The 26,054-nt window shown below is 51.2% G+C and carries 23 protein-coding genes and 1 riboswitch; of the genes, 9 read left to right on the forward strand and 14 right to left on the reverse strand.

What is annotated here, in order from left to right:
• Position 1 precedes the first annotated feature (1 nt).
• Together C3B51_RS08430 and thiI are read left to right on the forward strand one after the other, a co-directional pair.
• Positions 2-658 carry a TetR/AcrR family transcriptional regulator gene (locus C3B51_RS08430; RefSeq protein ID WP_125716769.1) on the forward strand — a complete coding sequence of 219 codons (657 nt, stop codon included), beginning with the start codon at positions 2-4 and terminating at the stop codon, positions 656-658.
• A gap of 126 nt (positions 659-784) precedes the next feature.
• Positions 785-2,242 carry a tRNA uracil 4-sulfurtransferase ThiI gene (thiI, locus tag C3B51_RS08435; protein ID WP_125778664.1) on the forward strand — a complete coding sequence of 486 codons (1,458 nt, stop codon included), beginning with the start codon at positions 785-787 and terminating at the stop codon, positions 2,240-2,242.
• A 50-nt stretch (positions 2,243-2,292) separates the two neighbouring features.
• Here thiI and C3B51_RS08440 read toward each other — a convergent pair whose 3' ends face one another.
• From C3B51_RS08440 to C3B51_RS08470, 7 genes are all read right to left on the reverse strand, one after another.
• On the reverse strand, positions 2,293-3,306 hold the full coding sequence (locus C3B51_RS08440; protein ID WP_130244752.1) for a twin-arginine translocation signal domain-containing protein: 1,014 nt from the start codon (positions 3,304-3,306) through the stop codon (positions 2,293-2,295).
• Between the two features lie 3 nt (positions 3,307-3,309).
• The gene (locus C3B51_RS08445) at positions 3,310-4,242 is read right to left on the reverse strand and encodes a hypothetical protein (RefSeq protein WP_130244753.1); all 933 of its coding nucleotides are present in this window, start codon (positions 4,240-4,242) and stop codon (positions 3,310-3,312) included.
• Positions 4,243-4,320: 78 nt separating this feature from the next.
• Positions 4,321-6,015 carry a thiamine pyrophosphate-binding protein gene (locus C3B51_RS08450; RefSeq protein WP_130244754.1) on the reverse strand — a complete coding sequence of 565 codons (1,695 nt, stop codon included), beginning with the start codon at positions 6,013-6,015 and terminating at the stop codon, positions 4,321-4,323.
• Between the two features lie 17 nt (positions 6,016-6,032).
• Positions 6,033-7,526 carry a flavin monoamine oxidase family protein gene (locus tag C3B51_RS08455; protein WP_130244755.1) on the reverse strand — a complete coding sequence of 498 codons (1,494 nt, stop codon included), beginning with the start codon at positions 7,524-7,526 and terminating at the stop codon, positions 6,033-6,035.
• Between the two features lie 24 nt (positions 7,527-7,550).
• Complete coding sequence (locus C3B51_RS08460) at positions 7,551-8,381, reverse strand: alpha/beta hydrolase (RefSeq protein ID WP_130244756.1); 831 nt, start codon at positions 8,379-8,381, stop codon at positions 7,551-7,553.
• Positions 8,382-8,975: 594 nt separating this feature from the next.
• A complete protein-coding gene (locus C3B51_RS08465) occupies positions 8,976-9,884 on the reverse strand; it encodes a ketopantoate reductase family protein (protein WP_130244757.1) in 909 nt (302 codons plus the stop codon).
• Positions 9,877-10,230 carry a VanZ family protein gene (locus C3B51_RS08470; RefSeq protein WP_206074686.1) on the reverse strand — a complete coding sequence of 118 codons (354 nt, stop codon included), beginning with the start codon at positions 10,228-10,230 and terminating at the stop codon, positions 9,877-9,879. Before C3B51_RS08470 ends, C3B51_RS08465 begins: the two co-directional genes overlap by 8 nt.
• Positions 10,231-10,399: 169 nt before the next feature.
• Between C3B51_RS08470 and C3B51_RS08475 the strand changes: the two genes are divergently transcribed.
• Entirely contained in the window at positions 10,400-10,882 is a 483-nt protein-coding gene (locus C3B51_RS08475; protein WP_046005408.1) for a YajQ family cyclic di-GMP-binding protein, read from the forward strand.
• Between the two features lie 108 nt (positions 10,883-10,990).
• Positions 10,991-11,171, forward strand: a riboswitch (cobalamin riboswitch).
• 38 nt (positions 11,172-11,209) lie between these two features.
• Positions 11,210-13,081, forward strand: coding sequence for a TonB-dependent receptor domain-containing protein (locus C3B51_RS08480; protein WP_130244758.1), 1,872 nt, complete (start codon positions 11,210-11,212; stop codon positions 13,079-13,081).
• A gap of 58 nt (positions 13,082-13,139) precedes the next feature.
• On the opposite strand, the gene msrA is transcribed toward C3B51_RS08480, so the two are convergent.
• The 3 genes from msrA to C3B51_RS08495 are packed head-to-tail and all read right to left on the reverse strand — an operon-like array spanning position 13,140 to position 17,836.
• Positions 13,140-13,670 carry a peptide-methionine (S)-S-oxide reductase MsrA gene (gene msrA / locus C3B51_RS08485; protein ID WP_130244759.1) on the reverse strand — a complete coding sequence of 177 codons (531 nt, stop codon included), beginning with the start codon at positions 13,668-13,670 and terminating at the stop codon, positions 13,140-13,142.
• Between the two features lie 2 nt (positions 13,671-13,672).
• The gene (locus tag C3B51_RS08490; protein WP_130244760.1) at positions 13,673-16,783 is read right to left on the reverse strand and encodes an efflux RND transporter permease subunit; all 3,111 of its coding nucleotides are present in this window, start codon (positions 16,781-16,783) and stop codon (positions 13,673-13,675) included.
• Positions 16,784-16,786: 3 nt separating this feature from the next.
• Entirely contained in the window at positions 16,787-17,836 is a 1,050-nt protein-coding gene (locus C3B51_RS08495; protein ID WP_130244761.1) for an efflux RND transporter periplasmic adaptor subunit, read from the reverse strand.
• Between the two features lie 245 nt (positions 17,837-18,081).
• Here C3B51_RS08495 and C3B51_RS08500 point away from each other — a divergent pair, with 245 nt between their 5' ends.
• From C3B51_RS08500 to C3B51_RS08520, 5 genes are all read left to right on the forward strand, one after another.
• Entirely contained in the window at positions 18,082-18,798 is a 717-nt protein-coding gene (locus tag C3B51_RS08500; RefSeq protein WP_125716757.1) for a DUF2982 domain-containing protein, read from the forward strand.
• 12 nt (positions 18,799-18,810) lie between these two features.
• On the forward strand, positions 18,811-19,143 hold the full coding sequence (locus C3B51_RS08505) for a hypothetical protein (protein ID WP_125716756.1): 333 nt from the start codon (positions 18,811-18,813) through the stop codon (positions 19,141-19,143).
• 140 nt (positions 19,144-19,283) lie between these two features.
• Positions 19,284-20,972 (forward strand): DUF1566 domain-containing protein, encoded by a 1,689-nt coding sequence (locus C3B51_RS08510; RefSeq protein ID WP_130244762.1) that lies wholly within the window; start codon positions 19,284-19,286, stop codon positions 20,970-20,972.
• Positions 20,969-21,508, forward strand: a complete 540-nt coding sequence (locus C3B51_RS08515) for a DUF1566 domain-containing protein (RefSeq protein WP_130244763.1) — start codon at positions 20,969-20,971, stop codon at positions 21,506-21,508. The genes C3B51_RS08510 and C3B51_RS08515 overlap by 4 nt, the downstream gene beginning before the upstream one ends.
• Positions 21,509-21,685: 177 nt before the next feature.
• Positions 21,686-22,411, forward strand: a complete 726-nt coding sequence (locus C3B51_RS08520; RefSeq protein ID WP_125716753.1) for a YggN family protein — start codon at positions 21,686-21,688, stop codon at positions 22,409-22,411.
• On the opposite strand, the gene C3B51_RS08525 is transcribed toward C3B51_RS08520, so the two are convergent.
• From C3B51_RS08525 to C3B51_RS08540, 4 genes are read right to left on the reverse strand one after another with little or no spacing between them, the layout of a single operon-like run.
• Positions 22,408-23,244, reverse strand: a complete 837-nt coding sequence (locus C3B51_RS08525) for an amidohydrolase family protein (protein WP_130244764.1) — start codon at positions 23,242-23,244, stop codon at positions 22,408-22,410. The genes C3B51_RS08520 and C3B51_RS08525 overlap by 4 nt on opposite strands.
• Positions 23,241-23,969, reverse strand: coding sequence for an SDR family NAD(P)-dependent oxidoreductase (locus tag C3B51_RS08530; protein WP_130244765.1), 729 nt, complete (start codon positions 23,967-23,969; stop codon positions 23,241-23,243). Before C3B51_RS08530 ends, C3B51_RS08525 begins: the two co-directional genes overlap by 4 nt.
• Positions 23,970-23,978: 9 nt before the next feature.
• On the reverse strand, positions 23,979-24,473 hold the full coding sequence (locus C3B51_RS08535; protein ID WP_125716750.1) for an FKBP-type peptidyl-prolyl cis-trans isomerase: 495 nt from the start codon (positions 24,471-24,473) through the stop codon (positions 23,979-23,981).
• A 41-nt stretch (positions 24,474-24,514) separates the two neighbouring features.
• Positions 24,515-26,008: a transglycosylase SLT domain-containing protein gene (locus C3B51_RS08540; RefSeq protein WP_240701871.1), complete on the reverse strand. Its 1,494-nt coding sequence runs from the start codon at positions 26,006-26,008 to the stop codon at positions 24,515-24,517.
• Between the last annotated feature and the right edge of the window lie 46 nt (positions 26,009-26,054).

A 26,054-nucleotide genomic window follows, 5' to 3' on the forward strand; every position in this document is an offset into this window, starting at 1 on the left:
TATGAACACCAAGGAAAAAATTATTCGTACCAGCATTGCTTTGTTTAACTTACATGGCGAGCGGGCAATTACTACTAATCACATTGCTTCCAACATGGGGATCAGTCCAGGTAACCTGTATTACCACTTTAAAAACAAAGAAGACATCATCCGCAATATTTTTGCCCTGTATAGCGAGCACCTGAGTACGCATTTTAAGCCTTTAGCCGCCCATGATGAACCGGTAGAGCAGCTTACTCAGTATCTTGATTCGTTATTTGAATTGATGTGGCGATACCATTTTTTCTACGACAACCTGAACGATATTCTGGCTCGTGATGACGTCCTTAAAAAAGACTACATTGCGTTTCAGGCACGATTATTTGAGCAGGTGAAGGCCGTTGTGATCGGGCTACGAGAGGCCGAGGTGATTGCCATCAGTAACGACGATGCCAACGAGCTGGCGCATATGCTGAAGATGGTGGTGAGCTTTTGGACGCCCTATGTCAAAGCGCGCAGAATGACCGGGGTGCTGGAACAACAGGACATCTATAATGGCATTGTGAAGGTATTAATGCTGTTTAAACCCTATGCGACTTCACTCAGTAGGGACAAAATCCAACAGCTACAGGAGCATTATCAGGCGATGGCGGACGCCGCATTGCCCAGTATTGCCTGACCCCACAGACCAGAAAAAGCTGGTTATCCTCTGTATATTTCCTAGTCTTTAATAAGTCTGCTATAATCGCGCGCCCGTTGTCGGCGCGCCAATTGCGCATTCATGTCCAAACCAAGAGTGACTTCTATGTTTAAATTTATCGTCAAACTGCACCCCGAAATCGTGATCAAAAGTAAATCGGTTCGCAAACGCTTTACTATGGTACTCGAGCGAAACATCAAACTGGTGCTATGCCGCTTTGATGAAAAAGTGACGGTGAAGAATAACTGGGACAACATCACGGTGGTGACGCAGAGCGAAGATCCTGCAATTCGCAAAGCTTTCATCAGTGGCCTTGGGCGTATTCCAGGCATTGTTCAGTTTCTGGAAGTACAGGAAACCACTTTTGAAACCCTGGACGATATTTATCAAAAAGCCCTGCCGCTGGTGGGACCGCAAATCGAAAACAAAACCTTCTGTGTACGCGTTAAACGCCAGGGCGATCACGATTTTACTTCCAGTGATGTGGAAAGGTATGTTGGCGGCGGTCTGAATCAGAACGTGCCGGGTGCGCGGGTGCAGCTACGCAAGCCCGATGTGACGGTTAAAATTGAGGTGAAGGGCGACCGTGCCTATATCGTGACCACTAAACATCTGGGCATGGGTGGCTTCCCACTGCCAACACAGGAAGATGTATTGTCTTTGATGTCGGGTGGCTTTGACTCGGGCGTGGCCAGCTACCAGATGATCCGTAAAGGGGCGAGAACCCACTTCCTGTTTTTCAATCTGGGTGGTGCAGCCCACGAGATTGGAGTTAAACAGGTGAGTCACTACCTGTGGAAGCAATACAGCTCAACCCACAAAGTGCGTTTTATCACGGTCGACTTCGAGCCTGTGGTAGCCGAGATCCTCGAAAACATCGAAAGCAGCCAGATGGGCGTCGTGCTTAAGCGGATGATGATGCGTGCAGGTTCCGCAGTTGCTGAGCGTTTTGGTATTCAGGCACTGGTAACGGGTGAATGTATTGGTCAGGTATCGAGCCAGACGCTGGCAAATCTCAACGTAATTGACCGTGTCACCGAGACACTGATTTTACGTCCTCTGATCCAATACGATAAAGAAGAGATCATTCGCATTGCACGCCAGATAGGCACGTGTGAAATGGCAGAGTCGATGCCGGAATACTGTGGTGTGATTTCGAAAAAGCCAACGGTGAAAGCTAAGCTGGAAAAAATCGAAGCGGAAGAAAGCAAGTTTGACTTTGATGTGCTGGACACTGTGGTTGAAAATGCCGTCGTGAAGGACATCCGTGAGATTGAGGCCGAAGCGAAAGAAGAAGTTAAAGAAGCGGAAAATGTCAGTGACCTGCCGGCGGGTGCCGTGGTGGTGGATATCCGCTCTCCGGAAGAAGAAGATGCCGAGCCGCTTGAGCTTGATGGAATTGAAGTGATCCATTTGCCGTTTTTCCGCCTGGCTACTAAGTTTGGTGACCTGCCTCAGGACAAAGACTACTACCTGTACTGTAACAAGGGCGTGATGAGTCAGTTACAGGCGTTGATCCTGCACGAGAACGGCTTTGCAAACGTCAGAGTATACCGTCCATAGCGAGACCTTCTGCACTGTGGCTGAGCAAATCCGCTCAGCCACACATGACCTTACCCCAGCGTGACCTTTTTCAACGCAACACCCGAGCGACTCAGGGCTGACTCAACCAGCCGGGTAGTCAGTGGATCGCGACTGCTGCCATGCTGCATCCAGACCAAAGACTGAGCGTGACGGGCAGATACCCCAGCCTCATCCTGTAGCGCACTAAGATAATGACGGGCAAAGAGTGCCTGACTGGTCATATCATTAGAGATATTCAGGATCCCAGGGTGCACACATTTTTCCTCAGTGCTTGCTGTTTTCGTGGCTGAGATAAAGCGGGTCGCGTTGTTTGCCAGCAACCTGACCTTGGCAAACACCGCCTGGTTGAGCGCAGCTATTTTGGTAAGCGCATCCAGTTGCTCTGCATAGTGGACCAGATCATCGGCTGCCAGCAATGTGTGTGCTATGGCGCGCTCTGGTGCAACGGGCTGACCATGCTGATCGGTCAGCTGGCCCAGATAGACGAGGTGATCGGCACGTTTGGCGCTGGCAAGCACGCGTACATTTGGTAGTGCGTTCGGCAGAGCCAGCGTTTCCCACTGTGAGGTATAACGGGTGTTGATAAAACGAGCCGGGGCGAGATCCACACCCAGCGCCTTGCTTGCTGAGGCCATCAGTGGCGCAGTCGGCGGCAGGTCCTGTTCACTGTGATAGGCGATGGTGATCTGCTGAGCGCTTACCCCCTGCGCGAGCAGGTGCTTCAGGCTGGCGTATAGCAGCTTGCTATCAACGCTGTAGGGAAACGGCTTGTTAGTTACCACACCCAGTACAATTAACACCCGATGATCCGCACGGATAGCTAAGTCCAGTGTGTCTGTCAGGGTCATATACTGAGCGTGCAACTGGTCTTGCTCCTGCAAGCCGGCATTTTTCAGTGTGGCAGTGGCAACCACGCCCTGATGTACATCAATGGTGTTCTGCCAGGCAAAAGTGGGCGCGCTGGTTGCCAGTGCGCCCAGTCCCAGCCCGGTGCCCTTTAAAAAGGATCGCCTGGACAGGGAGGTATGTTGCTGAGTTTTCATAGATTAAGAAACCTTTTGATAAAGAGCCAGGTATTCAGGAAGTGCTTGATGCGATGTCAGCGCATGCATATCGACCAGCTTAAAGCCATACTGGGCCAGCTCCCGATGCCAGCTTGCGGCCGGGGACAGGCGTGCACGCTGAGCAGCGGCTTGCTGCCAGGGTTGTCCTTCAAACAGATTAGCCCAGTCATTGAGCACCGCAGCAAAATGCTGTTGCAGCGGCTGTTGCACGTCATAAAGACGCATTGCAAGGTGACCGCCGGCGCGCATTTTTTCGCTCAATCCAGATATCATCTGGCTGAACACCGGTTTGCTATAGCAGTGTGGGCCATCATAGATGGCTGCCAGTTGTAAGTGTGTGTCGTTTGCCTGCGTCAACGCTTGCTGCTCTACTTCGGTTGTGGTGGCGATGCTGATCACATCAGAGCGCGCGATTGGACTGTGGGCCGCAGGCATAGTCCGGGTAACGGTCAGCTTGGTACCACATACCTGAGGCAACTGAGCGATGGGATCAAAACTACTGCTGGGTAGGCCAAAACTGATATATCCATCCACCGGTGAAGTGGAAACAAGCTCCTGCAAAGACTCAATACATTGCATCTGGCGATCCTGGTAGCGATGCATATTGATCAGACCCAGATTCATTGAGTCCTGTGTCAGCAATTCGTTGAGACGCGTGTAGATGGCGTGCTCACTGTCCAGCTGCGCAATACACTGGGCAGCCTGGGTGTGGATCTCAGCATCCTGATACAAGTGTAACTGCTGAGCCAGTAGTGGCAGTAATTCAGCCAGACGGTGTTTATTCAGGTAGAGCGCATGATAACTGTTCTCCTGATTTAACAAAGCCCTGACCAATGGAGAGGCTGCAACCTGACAGCCGGCTAGTCCTGCAAGTGCGAAACTGCTTTTTAAAAACGTACGCCGCGACAATGTCATCCTTATACCCTTGTGCTGAAGAGGCGTAAACGCCTCTTAAAACGATTAAATAACGAGATAATTAACGAACTAAGTGACTTAAATACCTAAGAAAGCGCGGTTTTCAGCCGGCAGATCTTTCATCGGGATCTGGGCTGCTATCACGCAGGGCTGATCCGGGCGCGCATGGGCGTGACGCAATGCGCCGAGTAAGTCCTCATAGCTGGTCACCCTGAGGCCAATCCCGCCGTTATAAACGTGTGGCATATTTTCATATTTCCAGCCGTTAAGCGTCACGTAATCCAGAGGTGCTTTGTCTGGCTCGGTAAAGAAAGTGCCGTCGATCAGGAACTGCTCAATGGCATACGAGCCGTTATCTATAACCACTATGATGCCGGGTATTTGGTTCTGCACAAATGAGGAGAATGCCTGCGACACCATCTGGAAGCCGCCATCCCCGGTGACTATCAGTGGTCGTTTACCCGTTGCATAATAGGCGCCGATCGCCGCCGGTGTTCCCTGGCCGATTGACAACCAGATCGGGTTGGCCAGGAAACACTGAGTATCCAGCACGGGAATATCGGCACCGGGGAAGCTGGCCAGACAGGTATCCAGGCTGATGTAATACGGGTCGTTTTGCTCCATCAGGAAATCCCCGATTGCGGCAAAGATCCCATCGTGGCCCAGAGTGCCGCTGTAAGGATTATCACCCAGTTTGGACTGCCACTGCGCGCGACGATCCTGATAGGTTTGTCCGGCGACGGTGGGGATCTGGCGATCGGTGCGGCTCAATTCAGGCAACTGATTGAGTGATTGCAAAGAGGCGCCCAGCGACAGTTTAGGCAGCACTTCGGTCCCTATCATGGCTTTATTAAAGGCCACGCGTAATAGCTTGTCACCTAAAGTGGTGACCATGTGGCGATGATCAATGCCAAACAAACAGCCTAATGCGATGACGCAATCGGATGATTCAACACCCTGAGTCACGGTAGACGGAGCCAGATCACTGTCGTAGACACCGCAAAATAAAGGATGAGACTCACTGATCAAAGATTTAGAGAGCAAGGTGGTGTAAAAGGGCAGGTTCTGCGCTTCGACAAAATGTAGCGCCTCATCAATTAGGCCAAAGCGCACCAGTTCGGCACCGAGCAAGACCACCGGATTACTGGCCTGAGCGAGCTTGTCAGCGACGGCGTTGGTGAATGCCCGTGCACCGCGTCTAAAGCGTCTTGGGCTGTAAGCCAGGTTCGGTGAAAAGTGACCAATGGGTTGCTTCCACAGGTCCTGGGGGATCTCGATGTAAACCGGACCAGAGCGCTCCATCGCCATGATCAGCAAACGGTCAATGCGATCTGCTGCGCCTTCCAGGGTACGGATCTCGGCCGCACCTAGGGTGAGTTTACGAAATACCTTAAGATCGGTTTTGCCAAAGCCGGTGGAATGAGAAAAGAGTACATCGTACTCGGCTTCCAGGCGTAAGTCCTTATCTGTGGGGCCGCCATTAATCACCGCTAAGGGAACGCGTTCGGTCAGCGCACTGGCAATCCCATTGGCCATGCTGAGTGTACCAACGCCATAAGCAACTGACACCGCGCCAATTGCGCCCTGTCGGCCATAACCATCGGCAGCATAACCGGCTTCCAGCTCATTGACGGTGTTAACAAACTGCATATCCGGATCGGCCACCAGGCTGTCGATAAAATCCGAACATGAGGTACCGGGCACCCCGAATACATGATAACAACCAAGTTGCTTTAATCTGAGCGTAATAAACTCAGCAACAGTGTAAGACATCTTCTTTCCTTATCTAGTTATGCTTTTTCACTTATGTACTGAACGGCTTCCAGCGCCGAGATCAGTGCGCCCTGGATCCACGAGTGGAACATAGAGCAATGTTCCCCGGCAAAGCACAAACGCTGCTCGGGCTGAGTCATCAGTGCATAGAAGTCCTGATGATCTCTGGGGTTGAAAAAGGCGTAAGCGCCCGCCGAATGGGTGTGGTTAGTCCAGCTCCAGCGCAGCACACTTAAAATATCGTCGCGCTCAATATAGGGATGCACTTTCTTCAGCTCAGTGTAGATAAACTCTTTCAGCTCTAAGTTGTTCAGTGTATCGATCCGGCGCGCATGCTGGCCCCAGGTGTAAGAGGCCAGCAGGTAGCTGGGTGAACGTGATACCTGAGGGTCTCGGTGTCTGGCGTTATCCGCGGGAAACCAGGTATGGCCCAGGCCCACATCATAAATGGTACTGCCGCCGTAAATGCCTTCGTTGAGCTCCCAGAAACGGTTTTTAGTCCGGAGCAGCACTTTGGTGGCTGAGTCATAATTGACCTGAGCAAAAGCGCGCAACTTGCCGGGGTCGATAGACTGATTAAAGTCGATTTTGCCAAGCACCCCGAATGGCAATGTACAAATCGCAAAATCTGAGCGCAGGGTGTGCTTAGAGCGATCTCTGAGCTGGTACGTCACTTCAACGCCATTGGCCAGATTGTTGACAGCAACAACGCGTGCACCGGCTTTGAACTGTACTTTATGTTGGATCTTGTCGAACAGCTTACGCGGCAGCAGATCGGTACCACCCACCACCTCGTCGAAGCCATCAAACCAGACTCGCTCAAGCTCTTCCCTGAGGTGCTCGGTCAAAGAGGTGTGCATCAAAGTTGAGACGCCATAAATTGCACTGACGTATTCCAGCGCATCCAGACTGAGGCCGGCGGCGATGAAAGCGTCTTTTAACGACATTTCATCCAGCGCTTTGAGCTTATCACTGCGTAAAGTCCGATCGTAAAGTGCACGCTGTTCATCACTGCTGAGTGAATTCAGCACCTCAGTGATTGCGATTTCCCACATGTTATCGGCAGACATTTTCTGCTCTCTTTCACTCAAAGCAAAATGCTGCTTCAATTGCTCAAAACCGGCTTCAGTACGTGGTATTTTCTGGCCCCGGATCATGGCATAGGTTTTGTCATTTTCCTGCACGAAATGGCGCATCTTAAGCCCCATTTCACGGATGTAATGCCGGGTCAGGTGGTGCTCTGTTGGGATCCGCATCGCGCCCAGCTCGGCGTACAGTTTGTCAGACTCACGCAATGTTCTGACGCGCCCGCCAATGTGGCTGGGATCCGCTTCCAGCAGTGTGACTTTGGCGCCCAGTCTGAGTAACTCATAGGCGGCGCTAAGCCCCGCCACACCGGCACCGATAATAGTCACCGTTGGGCGTGTAGTCAGGCTGTTGTCTGCCAGTGCCCGAACGCTGTTCAGTGTGACCATAGGATCCGGTACTGAGTTAGAAATACCTTTTTGCATACTTTTCAATCCTTGTTTGCGTAATTAAAGTTGCAGGGCTTTGGTGATCACTTCTGCCAGCTCGACTGGTTTGGTCACCATAGGTAAATGGCCGGAGTCGAGACTGTAGGTGTGCGTAACATTGATAGATTCGGCAATTTTCTGCTGTGATGGTAAAGAGATAATTTTGTCCTGAGTTGCAAACACATACGCTTTGTTGATGGGCGCTAATGTGGCTTTGCTCAGCGTGACTTTGCCATCGCCTGTGATGGCGGGCTCATCAACTGAATTATCCAGTACAAACTGTTGCTGTCTTTTTGCCTGAGCTTCGGTAAACGACGCCAGATAAGCCGGTTTATCCGAGATCTTCAACCAGCCATCTTCATAGGTGATGCCCGCAAAGTAGTTTTCTTCATCCTGTTTACTGAGCAATGCAAATGGCTTGGCACCGTCAACAGGGGCAACAGCACTGACATAAATGAGATCAGTGATTTTGACATCCTGACACAATGTCATGGCTTTATGCGCGACCGCACCGCCCTGACTGTGAACAACCAGCGACTGAGGTTGCGGATAAGCGCGTAACTGTTCACACAAGCTTTGTGCAGCGTGTTCCAGCGTGATGGATTTAGGGTCGATGTGGGTAGTGCGCCCCGGCAAATCGACCACATAATTGCTGATCCCTTGTTGTGACAGCTGAGATTGCACGGCAGACCACGCCGCGCCTTTCAAATGTGCGCCATGAATAAATATGACTGATTTATTGAGGGCAACGGTTTGCGCAGAGAGAGTGTGCGCGGGAGTTTGTTGAGAGACGCTATTACAGCCACTCAAAATGACAGCACAGCACAGGGGCAGCCAAGCCTTTGCGTTCATATTAATTCCTTCTTAATTAAAGTGAGGCGGTTGAAAACGCGGGCATGGTAGCAAAAAAACTCCCAACATCAAGTGGTGGTTGATACTGTATTTTCTTTGTTTTTACTTTTTGTATACATTTAAATTGCGCTTTGTGGGTAGCTTAATAGGGTGGTACAGCAGTCAGTTATGCAATTTTTTTGTTTTGTGATTCATGGCATGGAGGGTGCTGAAGAATAGACTTATCTTTAACCGGTAAGAATAATTGTTTCACACCTGCCGTATTAAGGCAGAATAATAGGTTAAATCTGTTTTTGTTATCGCGTAGTTCACATAATTTTTATTCATGTGCATCTTTGGCTGAGAGTAATTCATGCACGTAATCTGGTCTGGCCATTATGTCATTTTATCCATAGCGCTGTGCGTTATGCCGAACGTTGCATAAATTTACAGGGCATCGTAGCGGACGATTATTGTAAAAATTGCAGGTAATCTAAATGAAAATCATTCTCTAAAAAATTGAATTTTTTTCTGTCCTGGGTGGCAAGCGGGCTGTTTTGACTGCTTTATTCAGCACAAAGTCGTGGAAAATGTGTGCGATAAGGGAAGAGGGTACTACTTATTGGTCAGGTTAAGCGATTGTACCTGGTTAAGTAGCTGGGCATTGTACGGCGCAGTCACCCCAAGCTGCCTTGCCAGCTCAACAACATAGCCGCACATGGCATCGATTTCCGTGCGCCGCTGGTTTTTGACATCCTGAGCCATAGAGGAAAAGTTCTCGGCGGTCAGTGTCATCACCTGGTAGGCGCGTGCGAGCTCTTCACTGAGTTTAAGGGGAACTCCGACGCGATTTGCGATACAGCAGGCTTCATTGAGTACAGACAATATTTGGGTTGCGTAGCAAGGGGCACGTAAGTGGCCATTTCTGAGCCCGGTAAGAGCGCTGAGTGGATTGATGGCCAGATTGACGCAGAGCTTTTGCCAGCGCAGGAGTGCAATGTCGTGTGCCAAATGCGCGTTTGGCAGTGCAGGGCCAATAAGTTGATTAAACAGTGCCTGTGCACGCTGCTGAGCAATCGGGTTACAGGGGCCAAATACGCTCTGACCCGGGCCGGTAAATGCCACCGTGCTGCTATCGGGCTTCCAGCCTCCCATGCTGGTGGACAGAAAAAACAGCCCCTGATGCGCGGATAACGCGTCGGTGAGGGGCGCCAGTGCCTGGATCCCGTTGTGACTTAAAATGACATTGGCATCCTCACTCAGGTGCGGTTTGAGTGCCATAAAAGCTTCGCTTAGCTGATAGGATTTAACCGGAATAATACACTGAGAAATGGTTTTTTGTTGTTGTGCCAGCGCCTCCCAGGTCAGACATTCTACAGGTAGTTGCTGGCGACGCAGATCGGTTTGAAAAAACACCGCGTCAGTGGGCGTTCGGGTGATCAATGTGACCTGATGGGTGTTTGCCAGTCGCTGAGCAAGCAACAGGCCTACTGCCCCTTTACCAACAATAAATAACTCAGGCATTGGGTTTACCTGTTTTTTTACAATAGGCCCAGTAGGCTAAAAAGTAACTGACGGCACCGGCGAGGTCGGCAATAAAATCTCCCAGCGACGCCTGGCGATAAGGTAGCGAGTCCTGCATCCACTCAATGCCTGCCCCATACAGGGTGAGCAACACCAGGTGAAACCAGATTTTAAACCGAAATGCATGGTGAGAGAAAAACGCCAGAACGAAAAACACCCCAAAGTGTGCGACCTTGTCGGCATGTTCAAATCTAACAATTTGATTGGTCTGGATCTCTTTAGCAAACAAGAAGGTACAAACGGCCAGAGAGAGTAATAACAGGCATTGATAAAGTCGGCGTGCCACAAATACTTCCAAATCATTAGGGTTTAAAAGGCCAGTATATCATCGAAATCTGAAAATAGGATGAAGCGGTGGCATTCTGTTTCTGATCTGAAAACTAACGTAATCAGGGGTGTCGCGCCGCAGCATTTGGGTTGCTATAATCCGAAAAAACATTATCCAGGAGCTAGATATGCCTTCTTTTGACATTGTGTCTGAAATTGATATGACTGAGGCGAGAAACACCGTTGATAACGCCGACCGTGAACTGAGCACACGCTTTGACTTTCGTGGCGTAGAAGCTTCATTTGAGCTCAAAGACGAAGTGATTGTACTGAAAAGTGAATCTGAGCAGCAAGTGATGCAATTGTTCGACATGCTGGTGGGCAAAGCCGCAAAGCGTGGTCTGGACGTTGCCAGCTTTGAGCTTAAGGATGTTGAAAAATCAGGTAAGTATGTGTCACGTAAGGTGATGCTGAAGCAAGGGATTGACAAAGACATGGCGAAGAAAGTTGTTAAAGCCATTAAAGATTCCAAGATCAAAGTACAGGCGTCTATTCAGGGCGAGACGGTACGTGTGACGGGTAAGAAGCGTGATGATCTTCAGGAAACCATGCAGCTGATCCGTGGCGCTGAGCTTGGCCAGCCTTTCCAGTTTAAAAACTTCCGCGATTAAACTGTGGGTTGTTAACCCCTTCTTTTATCTGGCATGCTGAACGTCACTAATGACTTTTAGCATGCTAGACGTCCGTTGCTTTTTGCCCTCAGATCCCCGACAATAGCGCCAACTTTTCAGGGTGTCAGATCAGGAGCTTGGAGTCTCTGTAAGATCTGAATAATCGGGAAGCTGGTGCATGCCTCAGGAATAGGCATTAGTCCGGCGCTGCCCCCGCAACGGTGAGCTTATTGTAACTGTCTGGTTGGAATAAGTAAGTCCGGAAACCGGCCCTGAAGCCTACTCACTAGTTGTAATTCACGCGGTGGGCGTGGATCAGGGGAACTCATGTTTAAAAAATCTGCTTTAACCACGGCCATGCTGGCTGTGTTACCTTTTTCTGTGCTGTCTGCACAAGACATTGAACATATTACAATCACGGCGAACAAGTTCGAGCAAGCCAGTGTTGATACACTGACTTCAGTTGCGGTGGTTGAGCGCGCTGAAATAGAGCGTGCCAATGTGCGTGACGTACCAACTTTGCTGAATAACCTGGCCGGTATAGATGTGGTGCGCAGTGGCGGTTATGGTCAGAAAGCCAGCGTGTTCGTGCGCGGAGCTGCGACTAAATATACCCTGGTGCTGGTTGATGGTGTGCGGATCAGCGATGCCAACTCGGGCGACGTGTCGTTTACTAACATTCCGGTCAACAGCATTGAACGCATTGAAGTGCTTAAGGGTGCGCGTGCCGCCATTTACGGCTCTGATGCCGTGGCCGGGGTGATCAACATTATTACCCGTGAGCAAAAAGGCCACCAGCTGGCACTGACCTCGGGCAGCCGTAACTATGGTGGTGCCCAGCTGGCTGGTCAGTTCGAAGCGGACAAGCTGACCGTCAACTATCACTTTGGCTATGAAACGACAGACGGTTATGATGTGACAGCCAAAGACCCTGCGCAGCCACACACCAAAGAGCACGACCGTGATGCTTACGACAACACCAATATGGGTGTGAAACTGGGCTATGACCTGGCAAAGTATGGTCAGCTTGCACTGCACGCACAGCACAGCGAAGGGGAAGCGGACTATGACTCCGCCTTTGGCAATGATGCGTACAAGTTTGACAATTACACCACTAAGCTGGCCTGGCAGAAACAATCGGATGTATTAAGTCAGGAGGCGTCTGTTAGCCTGGCACAGGAAGAAAATACCCAGTTCCTGTCCGTGTTGCCTGCCGGTGGCACGCCGCCGCCAGAAGACATTTATAGCACTAAGCGCGATGAAATCGAGTATCGCGCCCGCTACACACTCATGCCGTCATTACAGCTGATGGGTGGTGTGAGCCGCTTAAATGAAGACTTGTCTTCATCGAGCGCACAGTTCTCCATTGCGGAACGTGACAACACGGCCGTGTTTGCTGCGGCTTTTTATGACAATGCGCGTTGGTTGCTCAATGCGGTGGTGCGCAGCGATGATTACGAGCATCATGGCCGTGCCAATACCTATACCACAGACTTAGGTTTCAGAGCCTCAGACGCAGTCACCTTTCGGGTTAACCATGGCACTGCCTTTCGCGCGCCGAGCCTGACTAATGCGTTTGTTAAAGACAGCCCCTGGTACATACCAAATAGCGAAATCAAACCGGAAGAGGGCACTTACAACGAAGTAGGTGTGACGGTGGACACCAAAAACGTGCGCTATGATGTGGCCATTTTTGACAATCGTATCGACAACCTGATCAGCAATGAATTTGATGCGCAAACCAGTAAGTATATTCCCGCCAATGTGGGTCGTGCACAGATGAAAGGCATTGAACTCAGCGCACAATTCTCTGCATTGGGTCTGGAGCATGCTGCTAATCTGACCTTGCTGGAAGCCAGAGATCAGGAAAAACGTGAAGACTTGCCACGTCGCCCAGGCAAAGCGTTTAACTATGTCCTGTCTAAGCAGTGGGATAAGCTGGATGTGAGACTGGCGATGCAATACCGTGATAAGCGTCCGTCGATCAGCTATTTTGATACCGATTTGCCGTCATACACGGTGTTTAATCTAAGTGCTAATTACCAGTTGCTTGAACCGGTTGCACTGACAATGAGGGTGGAAAACCTGACCGATAAAGCGTATTTCAACTCAGTTGCCAGTAAAACGGCTGACGGCACTTTGTTGCCTTATGAGCCGCCGGGCAGACAGATCTATGTGGGCACCCGTATTACCTTCTAATAGCGAAGGAATGTAAAAAGGAGGCTGAGGCCTCCTTTTTTGATCCTAAGTGCTTAGCTTACAGATCTAGATAGTCGGCAAACTTCTGAGCGAATGCGGCTAACTTGGGCGCTATCATCACGCTGCAATAACCCTGGTTGGGGTTATTGGTATAATAGTCCTGATGATACTGCTCCGCAGGGTAAAAGTGCGTATGAGCCGATACTTCGGTGACAACAGGCGCACTCAGTGTGGGCGCTAACGTATCAATGTATTGCTGAGTTAACGCCCGTTGTTGTTCTGAGTGATAAAACACGACGCTGCGGTATTGCGTGCCAATGTCATTGCCCTGACGATTCAGCTGGGTAGGGTCATGCAGCGCAAAAAACATCTCCAGCAGCACAGAAAAGTCGACCTGCTGAGGGTCAAAGGTCAGCTGAACCACTTCGGCATGACCGCTTTGACCGGTACAGATCTGTTCATAAGTTGGGTTGTCGGTATGGCCGCCGGCATAACCAGAAGCCACGTGCGTGACGCCCCGGACTTTGCGAAAGGCGGCATCAATACACCAAAAACAGCCGCCACCAAAAGTGGCAATTTGCGGATTCATTCTTAAATCTCCCGTTCCTGTTGTGTTTGCGGGTGGGCATCGTGCTGCTCAAGCAGCTTATCGCTGGTTGCCTGTGGCGACTGCGTGCGTCTTGCGAGCATGCTGTAGGCACAGGGGATCACAAACAGCGTTAAAATGGTCGCAACACTCACCCCGGCAAATACCACGACCCCGATCACCATGCGACTCTCTGAGCCCGGGCCCGAGGCCAGTACCAGTGGAATGGCACTCATTACCGTGGTCAGTGAGGTCATGATAATGGGCCTGAGTCGCTGTACCGCCGCATCGATAATCGCTTGCTCAAAGGCCACGCCCTTGTCTCTGAGCTGGTTAGCGAACTCAACGATCAAAATACCATTTTTGGCACTGAGGCCAATCAACATGACAATGCCGATCTGGCTGTAAATATTCAGAGAGCTGTCGGTGGCATACAGGCCAAACATGGCGCCAACCAGCCCAAGCGGTACGGTCAGCATAATCACCAGCGGGTGCACAAAACTCTCAAACTGGGCGGCCAGCACCAAAAACGTCACAGTCAGGGCCAGAATAAACACATAGGTCATGGCCGATGCGCCTTCGTAAAACAGCTGAGACTCGCCTTTGTAGTCGACGGCCCCGTCAATGTCATTTTCTTCCGCTGCAACCTGGTTCAGGAAATCCAGCGCCTGCTCCAGCGTATAGCCGGGCGCCAGGTTGGCTGTGATGGTGATTGCCCGCATCCGGTTGTAGCGATTTAATCGCGATGCGGTAGCTTCTTCGCGAATCGTGATCAGGCTATCCAGCGGCACCAGCTGATCGCTGCGCGAAGTGACATAAATATCGGCGATATCGTTTGGTGCACTGAAATCGGCCTTGGTGCCTTTGAGGATCACATCATACTCTTCACCGCGATCAATAAAGGTGGTGACCCGGCGCTGACCCAGCATGGTTTCTAAGGTGCGGCCAATATCACTGACCGAGACACCAAGATCGGCGGCCTTGAGTTTGTCTATGCTGATCAAAAATTGCGGGAAGGTTTCTTTATAGTCATGGTCGAGTCTGACCAGTCCCTGATTGGTGCGGGCACGGGTGAGAATGCGATCCCGCCAGTCGACCAGTTCGTCGTAATCATTGCCCTGTAGCACGAACTCGATGGGGCGAGACTGGCCCCCTCCGCCGATCCCACGGCGCATGATGGCAAAGGCGCGCACGTCGGTCACTTCACGCATTTTTCCACTGATCTCGCCCATGACTTCCCAGGTTGAGCGTTTGCGCTCATCCCAGTCTGGCATGCCGACGATGGCGACGCCGCCACGCCCGCCCCAGCCTGGTACGCGTACCAGCACCCGGCTCAGCTCTTCATTTTCCACATAGGGAAGCAGGCGTTGCTCAATCTCGGCCATATTTGCGGCGTTATTTTCGTAGCTGGCACCCTCCGGACCATTCATCATAATAAAAAAGGTGCCCCGGTCTTCTTTGGGTGTCAGCTCTGAGGGGATCTGCTGGAACAGTGCAAAGCTGGCAAAGCCGGCCAGTGCCAGAGTCAGCGTCAGGCTGTAACGGCGATTGATGTTGTCGCTGATGACATTACGATAGCCAGATTCGAGGCGGCCAAATTGGCGGTCCATCCACTGCGAGAATTTGCTTTCTTTGTTACTGGCTTTGAGTACCTTGGAGCACAAGGCCGGTGACAGAGTCAGCGCCGTGATGCTGGAGAAGATAACGGCGGCACTGACGGCCAGTGCGAACTCGGTAAACAAGGCACCGATACGACCTTCCATAAATACCAAAGGCACAAAAACCGCGACCAGCACTAAGGTGGTGGCGACAATGGCAAAGCCGACCTCGCGCGCGCCCCGATAGGCGGCCAGCAGTCGCGGCTCGCCCAGCTCGATGCGGCGATGGATGTTTTCCAGCATCACAATGGCATCATCCACCACCAGGCCAATGGCAAGCACCAGAGCCAGCAGGGTCAGCAAGTTAATGGAATACCCCATGGCGAATAAAAAGGTAAAGGTGGCGATCAGTGCAATCGGTACGGTGATCGCCGGGATCAGCGTGGCGCGAATATTGCCAAGGAAGATGAAAATCACCAGTACCACCAGACCCATGGCGATGCCCAGGGTGCGATATACTTCTACGATTGACTCGCGAATAAACACCGATGAGTCATAGCTGTCCTGAATGGTGGTCCCCTCAGGTAGGTTGCGCTTGATTTTTTCCAGCTCTTTGCGGGCGTTGTCGACCACATCCAGGGTGTTGGCCTTGGCCTGTTTGACAATGCCCAGGCCTATCATGTTTTTGCCATTACCGCGGAAGGTGCTTTCGACATCGGCCGCTTCCAGGCGTACATCGGCAACCTCCCCCAGTCGAACCAGATAACCCTGGGCACCACGTTTGATCACCAGATTATTAAAGTCTTGCTGGGTTTTATAGCTGCGTGCAATGCGCACGGCAAAGTCGCGGTCCAGCGATTCAATTTCACCGGCCGGCAGCTCGACATTTTCGTTGCGCAGCACACGCTCAATGTCGCTGGCAGTAATGTCCCGGGCGGCCATGGCACGACGGTCGAGCCAGATCTTCATGGCGTATTTACGCTCGCCACCGATGCGCACGTTTGACACGCCATCCACCACCGCCAGTCTGTCGACGATAAAACGCTGGGCATAGTCGGACAATTGCAGGGTATCCATAGTTTCACTGTTCAGCACAAACCAGGCGATAGGGCTTTCGTCGCTGTTTGACTTGGACACTTCAGGCGGGCGAACCTGCTCGGGCAGCCGGTCCAGCGCCCTGGATACCCGCTCTCGCACATCGTTGGCGGCGGCATCAATATTGCGGTCAATGTTGAACTCTATGGTGATATTAGAGCGGCCGTTGCGACTGGATGAAGTAATGCTCTTGATCCCTTCGATCCCGGAAATGCGATTTTCCAGCACCTGGGTGATCTTGGTTTCAACGACCTCGGCAGAGGCGCCGGTATAATCGGTGCTGACACTGACAATGGGGGTTTCGATATCGGGATATTCGCGCAGCGGCAACATGGTAAAGGCCACCAGGCCAAAGGTCAGCAGCAGCAGATTGATAACGATAGCAAAAACGGGCCGTTTTACGGCTGTATCTGTGATCCGCACGTTCTACCCCTTAACCACGACGGCACTGCCGTTACGAATTTTGGTGGTGCCTTCGGTGATCACTTGCTGACCCGCAGACAGACCATCGATGGCAACCCAGCCCTGGAAGCGAGACAGCACGTTTACTTGTTGTTGTTTTGCTTTGCCTTCGTTAATGGTGTAGATGAAGTGCTTGTCCTGTCTGGGGATCAGGCTCTTTTCCGGCACCATTAGCGCATTCAGCTCACCCAAAAAGAGCGACACATGGAGCAGCATACCGGGCCTGAGCAAATCTTGCGGATTGTCAAAGCTGGCTGTAACACGAATGCTGCGGGTCGCGTCATCTATACGCGGGTCGATGTGAGTGATAATGCCTTCAAAGGCTTCACCCGGGTATGCATCGCTGGAGACGGAAGCACGCATGTCGAGTTGCAGTTGTGCCAGGTACTTTTCAGGCACCTGGAAGTCCACCTTGATGATGCTGATATCATCCAGCGTGACCAGTATACTGTTATTGTTAACGAAGCTGCCGACAGACACTAACCGTTGACCCAGTACGCCATCAAACGGGGCATAAATGGCCATTTCGGCCAGCTTAGTGCGCGCCGTTTGCAATTGGATCTCCAGCGCATCAACAATGGCATGCTGGCTGTCCAGCTGAGAGCGCGCAGCAGACTGGGTTCTGGCCAGCTCTGTCAGACGTTTAAGCTGACGTTGTTGCTCTTTCAGGTTGACCTCTAATTCTTGTACTGCCAGCTGCTCTTTAAGATCTTGTAGCTGGGCGAGTTTATCGCCGCGCTTGACTCTGTCTCCATCGTCAAAGTATAAGGCGCTAATATAGTCACTTTGCGCACTGGTGATATTCAGGGCATGATTGGCACGGGCAGAGCCTATTGCATTGATGGTGATAGCCCGGCTTTGCTCTTCTATGGTGACCGCCGCGACCTGAGTCGGCGCGCCGGAGAACGGCTTGCTGTTACCCTTGCTGGCAGGCAAATAGAGATAGCCGCATAGGGCAATAAGCACTAAAATTATAAAAGGAAAGAGGGCTTTACCCGATTGACTGGCGCGCATAATTGATTCTCGTTGACTGCGGGGCTTTAGTGTACAAAAATTCCAAATAGAGCAAATCGTCGAACGTCCTGTATATTTGTGCATTAAACGAAAAGTGACCCAAAAGGTAGCTTCTATGTGGAAATTTGTACCCAAAAATTAAGGCATTATGAAAAAGTCTAAGCCATGCGAAAGATGTCAGAAAATACGTAAATTGGTGTTCTGGGGGATCATTATGTACGGTTTTTATTTGTGGTTTTATAGTTATGGTTGAACCGGTCAGACTGCGTGCGTCAGCCAATCGCCACAGCATTGAGTTTATGCTGGTTGGTGCAATAGCGCTGGTTGTTATCATGGTGTTTGTCACCTTACGGGCGACGCCCATTTCGTTACTTGAAATTGCACTGGCGAGTGCCGCGATTGTTGCGATTATGCTGGGCTTTCTGAAAAGCCAGCAACCTTATTATAGTATTGAAATGAGTCCGCAGCGGCTGGTCTACAATCATAAGTTTGGAGAATTCTTACTTGAGCATGATAATTTTCACTCCAGTGGGGTGCCAAGTGTCACTCAAGGAGTTGAAACGCTTGAGTTAAATGTCGTAGGTATTAAACTAAAGGATATTGATGTATTTTTATCCCGCCTGACCCCAAGACTGGCTGGAAAATTACTGATAGAACAGCGGAATATTTTTTTACAAGCTGTTAAAATACATTGCAGTAATGGCAATTGCCCATCAGAATGGTTGATTGAAGAGGCGAGTTACACCTCACCGAACGGCCAGCCTTATTCTGGATTAATGGCGATGTTCGCAAATCGGATGCAGAACTTTAAAACGCTGACAGGCTACGACCTTATGTTGCCTGCCAATGTACTGGACAGGGATATCTGGCAATTTGCCACTGTCATGAATCGTTGGAAGTTAACACCCGAAGAGGTGGTCAAAAACTTGCATAGTGAGTTGGCTACCTCAGCAATGAAGTAACAGGATAAATACATGAGCTTTGATAAAGCTTTTATTAAAAGTGGTCGTAACACCATTATCCATAAAGAAAAAAAGCTCGATTTAGTGATCGTGAATGGAGAGAATCACCCTAAAATTAAGGTGACTCCTACGGGATTGGTACCGTTCAAAGAAGAACTGCCAAGAAATCGTCGCGAAGCAAAAGAGCGTTACTTAGAGGTAGTTCACGTGGCCAGCGTGGATGTATTTGGTGAAGTGAAGAGGCTGTTGTTTATCCAGGCGCTCGATGGGCGTGAGTATAAGGTAGATTACAGTAAAATTGGCACAAAGCTATTTGTTCGGATCCATCAGGATAGTTACCTCTAAGCAATTCACCATTCATTACCTGCACGCCGGGCGAGGGACAGTCTTGCCTGCTGTGTTCAATCCCCTGGCATAGTCACAACGAGTTTGTTGGCGGTCTCTGTATGGCTGTACAACGGATAAGTAACTTTTTAGGAGTTACCATGCTGAAGAAATCAGTACTGGCTCTGGGCCTTGCGAGTGTTTTAAGTGCTTGTGGGGGCGGCTCTGACGGTGATGAAAGCCCGAATATCAGTGTTAGTGTCAATGCCGGCCCGGACATCAGTGTCAATGAAAAGACCGAATTTACACTCAAACCTCTGGGCTCGCCATCCGGTGGCGTTTTTAGCTGGCAAGTGGTCTCGGGACCTGAGCTTGAGGGTTTTCCACAAGAAGGCGAGGAACTGGCGGTCACAGCGCCAGATGTAAAGGGCGACAGTCAGGTTGAACTGAAGGTCAGCTATACGGCCCCTGACGGTTCTTCTGCCAGTGATACGCTGGTTGTGAATGTGATTTCTGTCAACCTGCTACCCAGTGCCAAAATATCACAAACCGCACCTGAAGAAGGGACTGCAAAATACGCCGATACCATCACCTTGTCTGCGGCAGAATCTGTGGATAATGATGAAAACGGCAGCATAGTCGCCTACCAATGGGAAATGCTCGAAGGGCCTGCCACGATTAAAGCTGAGCGCACCGATCAGGTCACGTTGAGTTTTGTTCACCCTTTATTAGCGGAGGCGGATACTGTTAAGTGGCAGTTGACTGTCACGGATGATGAAGGTGCTAGTGCAACGTCAACAAAACAGCTCGCGTTAGTTGCCAATGATCAACTGGTACTGGCCAATGCCGGCAGTGATCAGCAGGTTCAGGAACTGGACTCTGTGACGCTTGACGCCACGCAAAGTGTGACCGTTGATGGTCAGTTTGGCTGTTTATGGGAGCAGGTGAGTAACGGCAGCGCCGTTGCGCTGGCGGATGAGCGTGCCTGTAAAACGACCTTTATGGCGCCGTTAAAAAGTGGCAATCAGGCCACTTCAATAGACTTTAAAGTCACCGTGACTGACAGCGCACAGCGCAATGGTGCAGACACGGTGAATATCGAAATCTTGCCCAAACCACTTGGCAAACTGAATGATACCGGCACTGCTAAGTGCTATAACAACACCTCTGAGATCAGTTGCGGCAATAGCGACTTTCCCGGCCAGGATGCCGAGCTGGGACGGGACGCGGTTGTACAGTTTTTACCTAAAAGTGGTGAGGGCAATCAGGCCTTTGATTTTACCAAGTTCAGTGAAGAGTTTGAGCCGCTGACGGTCGGTGCGACAGACTTCAGCTGTGTGCTGGATAACGTGACTGGCCTGATCTGGGAAGTCAAAGAAGTAACAGCGGGTACTTTGCCGAACACCAGCACACGTAATGCACAAAACCATTACACCTGGTATCTCACCGGTGGCGCGAATGTGGACCCCGGCGCCGCTAATACGACTTGCCCGCAGAATAACCATTGTGGCGTGCAAGCTTTGATTGATACCGTCAATGCGGCCAGTTTCTGTGGCGGGAATAACTGGCGTTTGCCGACCTATATGGAGTTGGCCAATCTGCTGGATCACAACAGCAGTGGCGGTTATTTACTCGACCCTAACTATTTCCCCAATGTACCTGCTGAGGCTTTATTGGGGCACCAATACTATTGGACTACGCAAACCAGTGTTGATGGTACCGATGGTAAAGATGCCAACCTGGTCAGGGCGCTGGTGATAGACATGAAAACGGGTAATGACGTCACACGCAATAAGTCGCAGACGGCCTACGTGCGGTTAGTCCGTCGTTACGGGGAGGATGACCAATGAGCAAAGCGACTTTATTCATCGCAGCGTTGAGTGCTTTGAGCATCAGCACGCTAAGCCATGCCTCGCAAATTTGTGCGTCGCAAACGCTGGTGCCGGACACTACACCGACAGAGCAATTTGTGGTGAACGCAGATGGCACCGTCTGTGATAAGCAAACTAACCTGATGTGGCAGCGCTGTACGTTTGGTCAGGTTTATAACAGTGACAATGGCAGCTGTGACAATGTTGCGCAAGAGTTGAGCTGGCAGCAGGCCCTGCAAACCGCCAATGCCCAGGAGTTTGCCGGTTACAGTGACTGGCATTTGCCTAATGTTAAAGAGCTGGCCAGCATCGTTGAACACAGCTGTGTCAAGCCATCAATCAATGAGACCGTGTTTCTTGCCACATTGGAAAAAAACTACTGGTCAAGCACTACGGTAGAAGGGACGCCAGCGAATGCCTGGCTACTGTCTTTTGGTGATGGCAAGGTCAGCAATGTGTTTAATAAAAGCGCTCAGGCCTATGTCAGGCTAGTGCGTTATACCTTCTGTGAATAACGCAGACGTTGGGACTGACCGCGTTTACTGCTGTTAGGCGCAAAAATTGGCCAGTCCCGCCGCAAAGCGGTGGGTTGGCCTTATTAAATTTGCTACGCTCACATTATCTTAAGGTGGAGGTAGCACGTGTTCCGTGTACGCATAATACAATTCCTTTTACTGCCCGTATTGTGGCTGATGGCAATCCCGCTTCAGGCCGCCGGAAAATGTGATGTTGAGCTGGGCCATGGCCTGATCATCACAGATTCAGTGATCCGGATTGTCGATAAAAACCAGACCCGGGTTCAGATTAACAATGATAACCAGCTGCTGATCAAAGGTAAGTGGATCCAGCTGAGCGATCAGGATACCCAGTTACTGAATGAGTATGCACTTGGGATCCGTGATACCGTGCCTGAGTTGGTGAACCTGGCAACCGACGGCGTAAATCTGGGCTTGAGTGCCATAGAGCAGGTGGTTGAGGGGATGTCAGACAATGACCCTGAGGTGCTGAAAACTCAGTTACAATACGTTGAGCGGGCCTTGATGGACAAGTTCAAGCGCGGCGAAGACTTCTATTTTATCGCCCCTCAGTCACTGTCAAAAATCGATGACTTTTTTACTAAAGAGATCAGTGAACGGATCCACTCAGCTGTGCACGGCTCTCTGGGTGCAATTTTAGTGTCGGTGGGAGATGCGTTTAAAGCGCGTGAAGGGAACATAGAAGATCGCTTCAGCGACATGGGTCAGCGCATGGAGATCATCTCACGTGAAATTGATAAGTCGCTGAAAAAGAAAGCTTATCAACTTGAAGAAAAAGCCGATGAATACTGTGAGTGCCTGAATGCACTGGATAAAACCGAAACCCGGCTGCAAAGTATAGTACCTAGCCTGGCGGCATACGATTTGGTGCAGATCCGCTAACTAAACCCATACCAGTTTTTGGCATTGGCATAACTGAGCTGATGCCACAATGGTGTATCGTCCTCACACAAATTAAGATACTTCTGCCAAATCGCTTCATAGCTATGCTGAATCAGGCACACCGGGTGATTGGAGGCAAACATCACCCGCTCCCGGCCAAACAAGTCCAGCAGGCTATGCAGCTGCGCTTGCAAAGGCAGTGGGTGGTCCAGCAATTCATGTCCGGAGAATTTGATAGCGCAGTGCGGCAGTGTTGCCAGTCTGGCGGCATTGTCTTGCCAGTTATCGTGCTGGCCGACCAGGCCGCTGTGATTGAGCATAATGCGTAACTGCGGCAGCTGGCGTGCGATATCACACAGGTGCTGCACGACGGCGTGCTGAGACAGTTCAAACTGGGCTTCAAAATGCAGTCCACACTCGCTGAGGTAAGACAGATTCTCGGCCACCTGAGGGCTTTGCAGACGAACGACATCGTGGCCTTCCGTGATATCTCGAACAGCAACCAGACTGGGATGACGCAGTGCATCCAGCTGAGCGCGGAACTGCGCAGTCGGCGCATCAATTTGGGCATAGCCTACCGCTTTGTAACGCGTGGCTGGCAATATCTCAGCCAGCCAGTCGAGCTCGCGACGAGGCTCATCATTGTCAAAGCCCGCCTCAATATGCACACAGCCCTCAAGGGTAAAGTCACGCAAGTCTGAGAGTGCTTCGGGCAGGTGATCCTGACGGATCAGGTCGAGGTTCTGCCAGGCAGGCGGGTTGTGTTTCAGCCAGTGATATTGACCCTGCCGGAGCGAAAAAAAGTGAAGGTGTGGGTCAATTATCTTGTTCATCGTGCTGTATATCCGCCGTCTATGGTTTGCAAACTGCCGGTAATAAAGCTGGCATTGTCACTGAGTAAAAAGGCCACCAGGGCAGCCACTTCATCTGCCTGACCAAGTCGGCCCAGTGGCTGAAGCGCCGCTTCTTCTGCGACGATTGCTTGTTTATCGGCACCGCTTTTTTCGCAGTAACGGTCAATGGCTTGATGAAACAAAGGCGTTTCAATGGTGCCCGGGCACACGGCATTGGCGCGAATATTATAGCTGGCATAATCCAATGCGGTGGTTTTAGCCATTGAAGCCAGCGCGGCTTTAGTCAGGTTGTAGGCAAAGGAGTTGGGTTTACCAACCAGTGCTTGATCGGATGAGATCAAGACAATACTGCCATTGCGCTGTGTTTTCATCGCTGGCAGTACCGCCTGAATGGCGCTGTATGCGCCTTTGACGTTTAAGGCAAAAAGTTCATCCAGGGTGCTTTCATCGGTGTCCTCTATGGTGGCGCTGAGGTGCTTTCCGGCATTGGACACCAATGCATCAATACGTCCTGTGGTAGCAAGTATGTCTGCGATGGTGCGGCGCACGGCTTCGACGTCGCTGACGTCACAGTGACGATATTCACCGTGCGGTGCGCTTTGAATGTCCAGGTTGAAAACCTGATAACCCTGAGTGAGCAGACGCTCGGCAATGGCTTTACCAATGCCGACGCTGCCACCGGTTACAATGGCAACTTTTTGCATGTATATTCCTTAATGGTTGTGACCGCAACCGCCTTCAGCATGAACGTGGCCATGTGCCACTTCTTCCGCCGTGGCTTCACGTACAGACAGGATCTCAACGTCGAAGGTCAGTGTTTTACCGGCAAATGGGTGGTTCAAATCGCAATCGGCATTGAAGCGGCCAACCTTGATGATCTGCACCTGATGACGGCCCTGATTAGACTCAACGATGGCGGTCATACCCGGTTTCCAGACTTTGTTATTGCCCAGACCTTGCAGGTGTTTAATCGGGATACGCTGAGTCAGGCCTTCCTGATATTCGCCGTAGGCATCCTTTGGCTCCAGCGTCAGGGTTACTTTATCGCCTGCCGCTTTGCCCTCTAACCCGGCTTCCAGACCTGGCAACATGCCTTCGGCGCCGTGCAGGTAAACCAGTGCGTCCTGATTGGTGCTGGTTTCCAGCTGCTCACCGGCTTCGCTCAGAGTGTAGTGGAACTCAACCACAGTATTTTTTGCGATCTGCATAGTAATCTCTTCATTTTCGTAGTGTTGTAGTGACAGGCATTCTACGGATCGCTTTTCGGCTTGACCAGTGTTTTTAACGCATCCAGGTAATCTTTGCCAGCCCCTGCTGGGGCCTTTGGTTGCGGTGTCGAGGGTTCCTCAACCGGTAAATGCAGGATCAGGGTATCGCCCGGAGAAAGCAGGCTTTGTGTGTTCAGCTGATTCCAGTCGAGCAGATCTTTCATCGGCACCTGATATTGACGACTGACTGCCCACAGAGAATCACCGTCTTGGATCACGTGATGTTTTTCATAGGTGGCCACTTTAGCCGGGCGCTGTTGTTGCAGATAGGGGCTGATCTCATAATCGACGGTGAGGTCGTCTTTGGCATGTGCCCTGTGGATCAGCAGGGTCTCGCCAACCCGGATCAAGTCTTGGGTTTTATTGTTAAGCTGCTTTAACTTTGCCACACTGGTGTTATGCCGTCTGGCAATGCCATACAAGGTGTCATTGAGTTTAACCTGGTAGTGGGTACTAAACTGGCGGCGGTAGAAGTCAGTGGAAAATAATTGTTGCTGGTCCATCGGCAACAAGACCCTGAACGGTCCATTTTTGGGACTTTGGTGGCGCAGGTAACCTGGGTTGAGCTGGTGTAGCTGTTGTTTGTCGACGCCGAGCAGTGCGGCCAGTATGCCAAAGTTAAACGGCTGCCCCACATCCAGTACTGTCGTTTGGGCCTCGTTTGCCAGGCTTGGGCGTTTCAGGCCGGTCCCGGGATGCTGCAGCAGGTAACTCAGTGCCAGCAGTTTGGGCACATAATCGGCGGTTTCTTTGGGCAGCTTCAGGTGCCAGAAGTGGCTACTGCGGCCGTGTTTTTGATTGTTGCGGATAGCCGCTTTGACTCGCCCTTCACCGCTGTTATAGGCCGCCAGTGCGTGCAGCCAGTTGCCATTAAACCTCTGTTGCAGGTATTGCAGATAGTCGAGTGCCGCATCGGTTGCCCCCAGCACATCCTGGCGACCGTCATACCAGTCGTTGCTTTGCAGTCCGAAGTGATAGGCGGTGGCATCGACCAACTGCCAAACCCCCACAGCGCCCTGGGAGGAGCGGGCGGTAGGGCGAAAGTCGCTTTCCACAAAAGGTAGTAAAACCAGTTCCATGGGCAGTTTACGCTGTTCTACTTTTTTTACTATGTGGTAGAGGTAAGGGGCCGCTCGCTCGTTCACACTGGTCAGATAATTGGGTTGCGACAGATACCAGGCGACGCGCTTTTGCAGCCGCGCATTGGGCGTGATGTCAAAGCTCAGGTTTGCCGCGATGTATTGCCACAGCTCCTGATACTGCTGAGGTTGCTCGGTGATCGCCGGCAACGGCTCTGCGGTTTGTTGTTGTGTCGGTATCGCAGTGGGGGCTTGCGCCACTGGCAGGTTCAGCGCTGCGGTGATCTCAACAGGGGTTGCATGCCGGGACGTCGAGCTGATGCATGCGCTCAGAACCACTGAGCATAACAGGATGACACCGAAGCGTAACGGACTATATACGCGCCACCAAGACATAAAAAACGGGCCAGAAACTCTCATAAGTTTCACTATACTGGTTGAC

It is taken from the genome of Pseudoalteromonas rubra (assembly GCF_004212645.1).
Taxonomy (GTDB): Bacteria; Pseudomonadota; Gammaproteobacteria; order Enterobacterales; family Alteromonadaceae; genus Pseudoalteromonas; species Pseudoalteromonas rubra_G.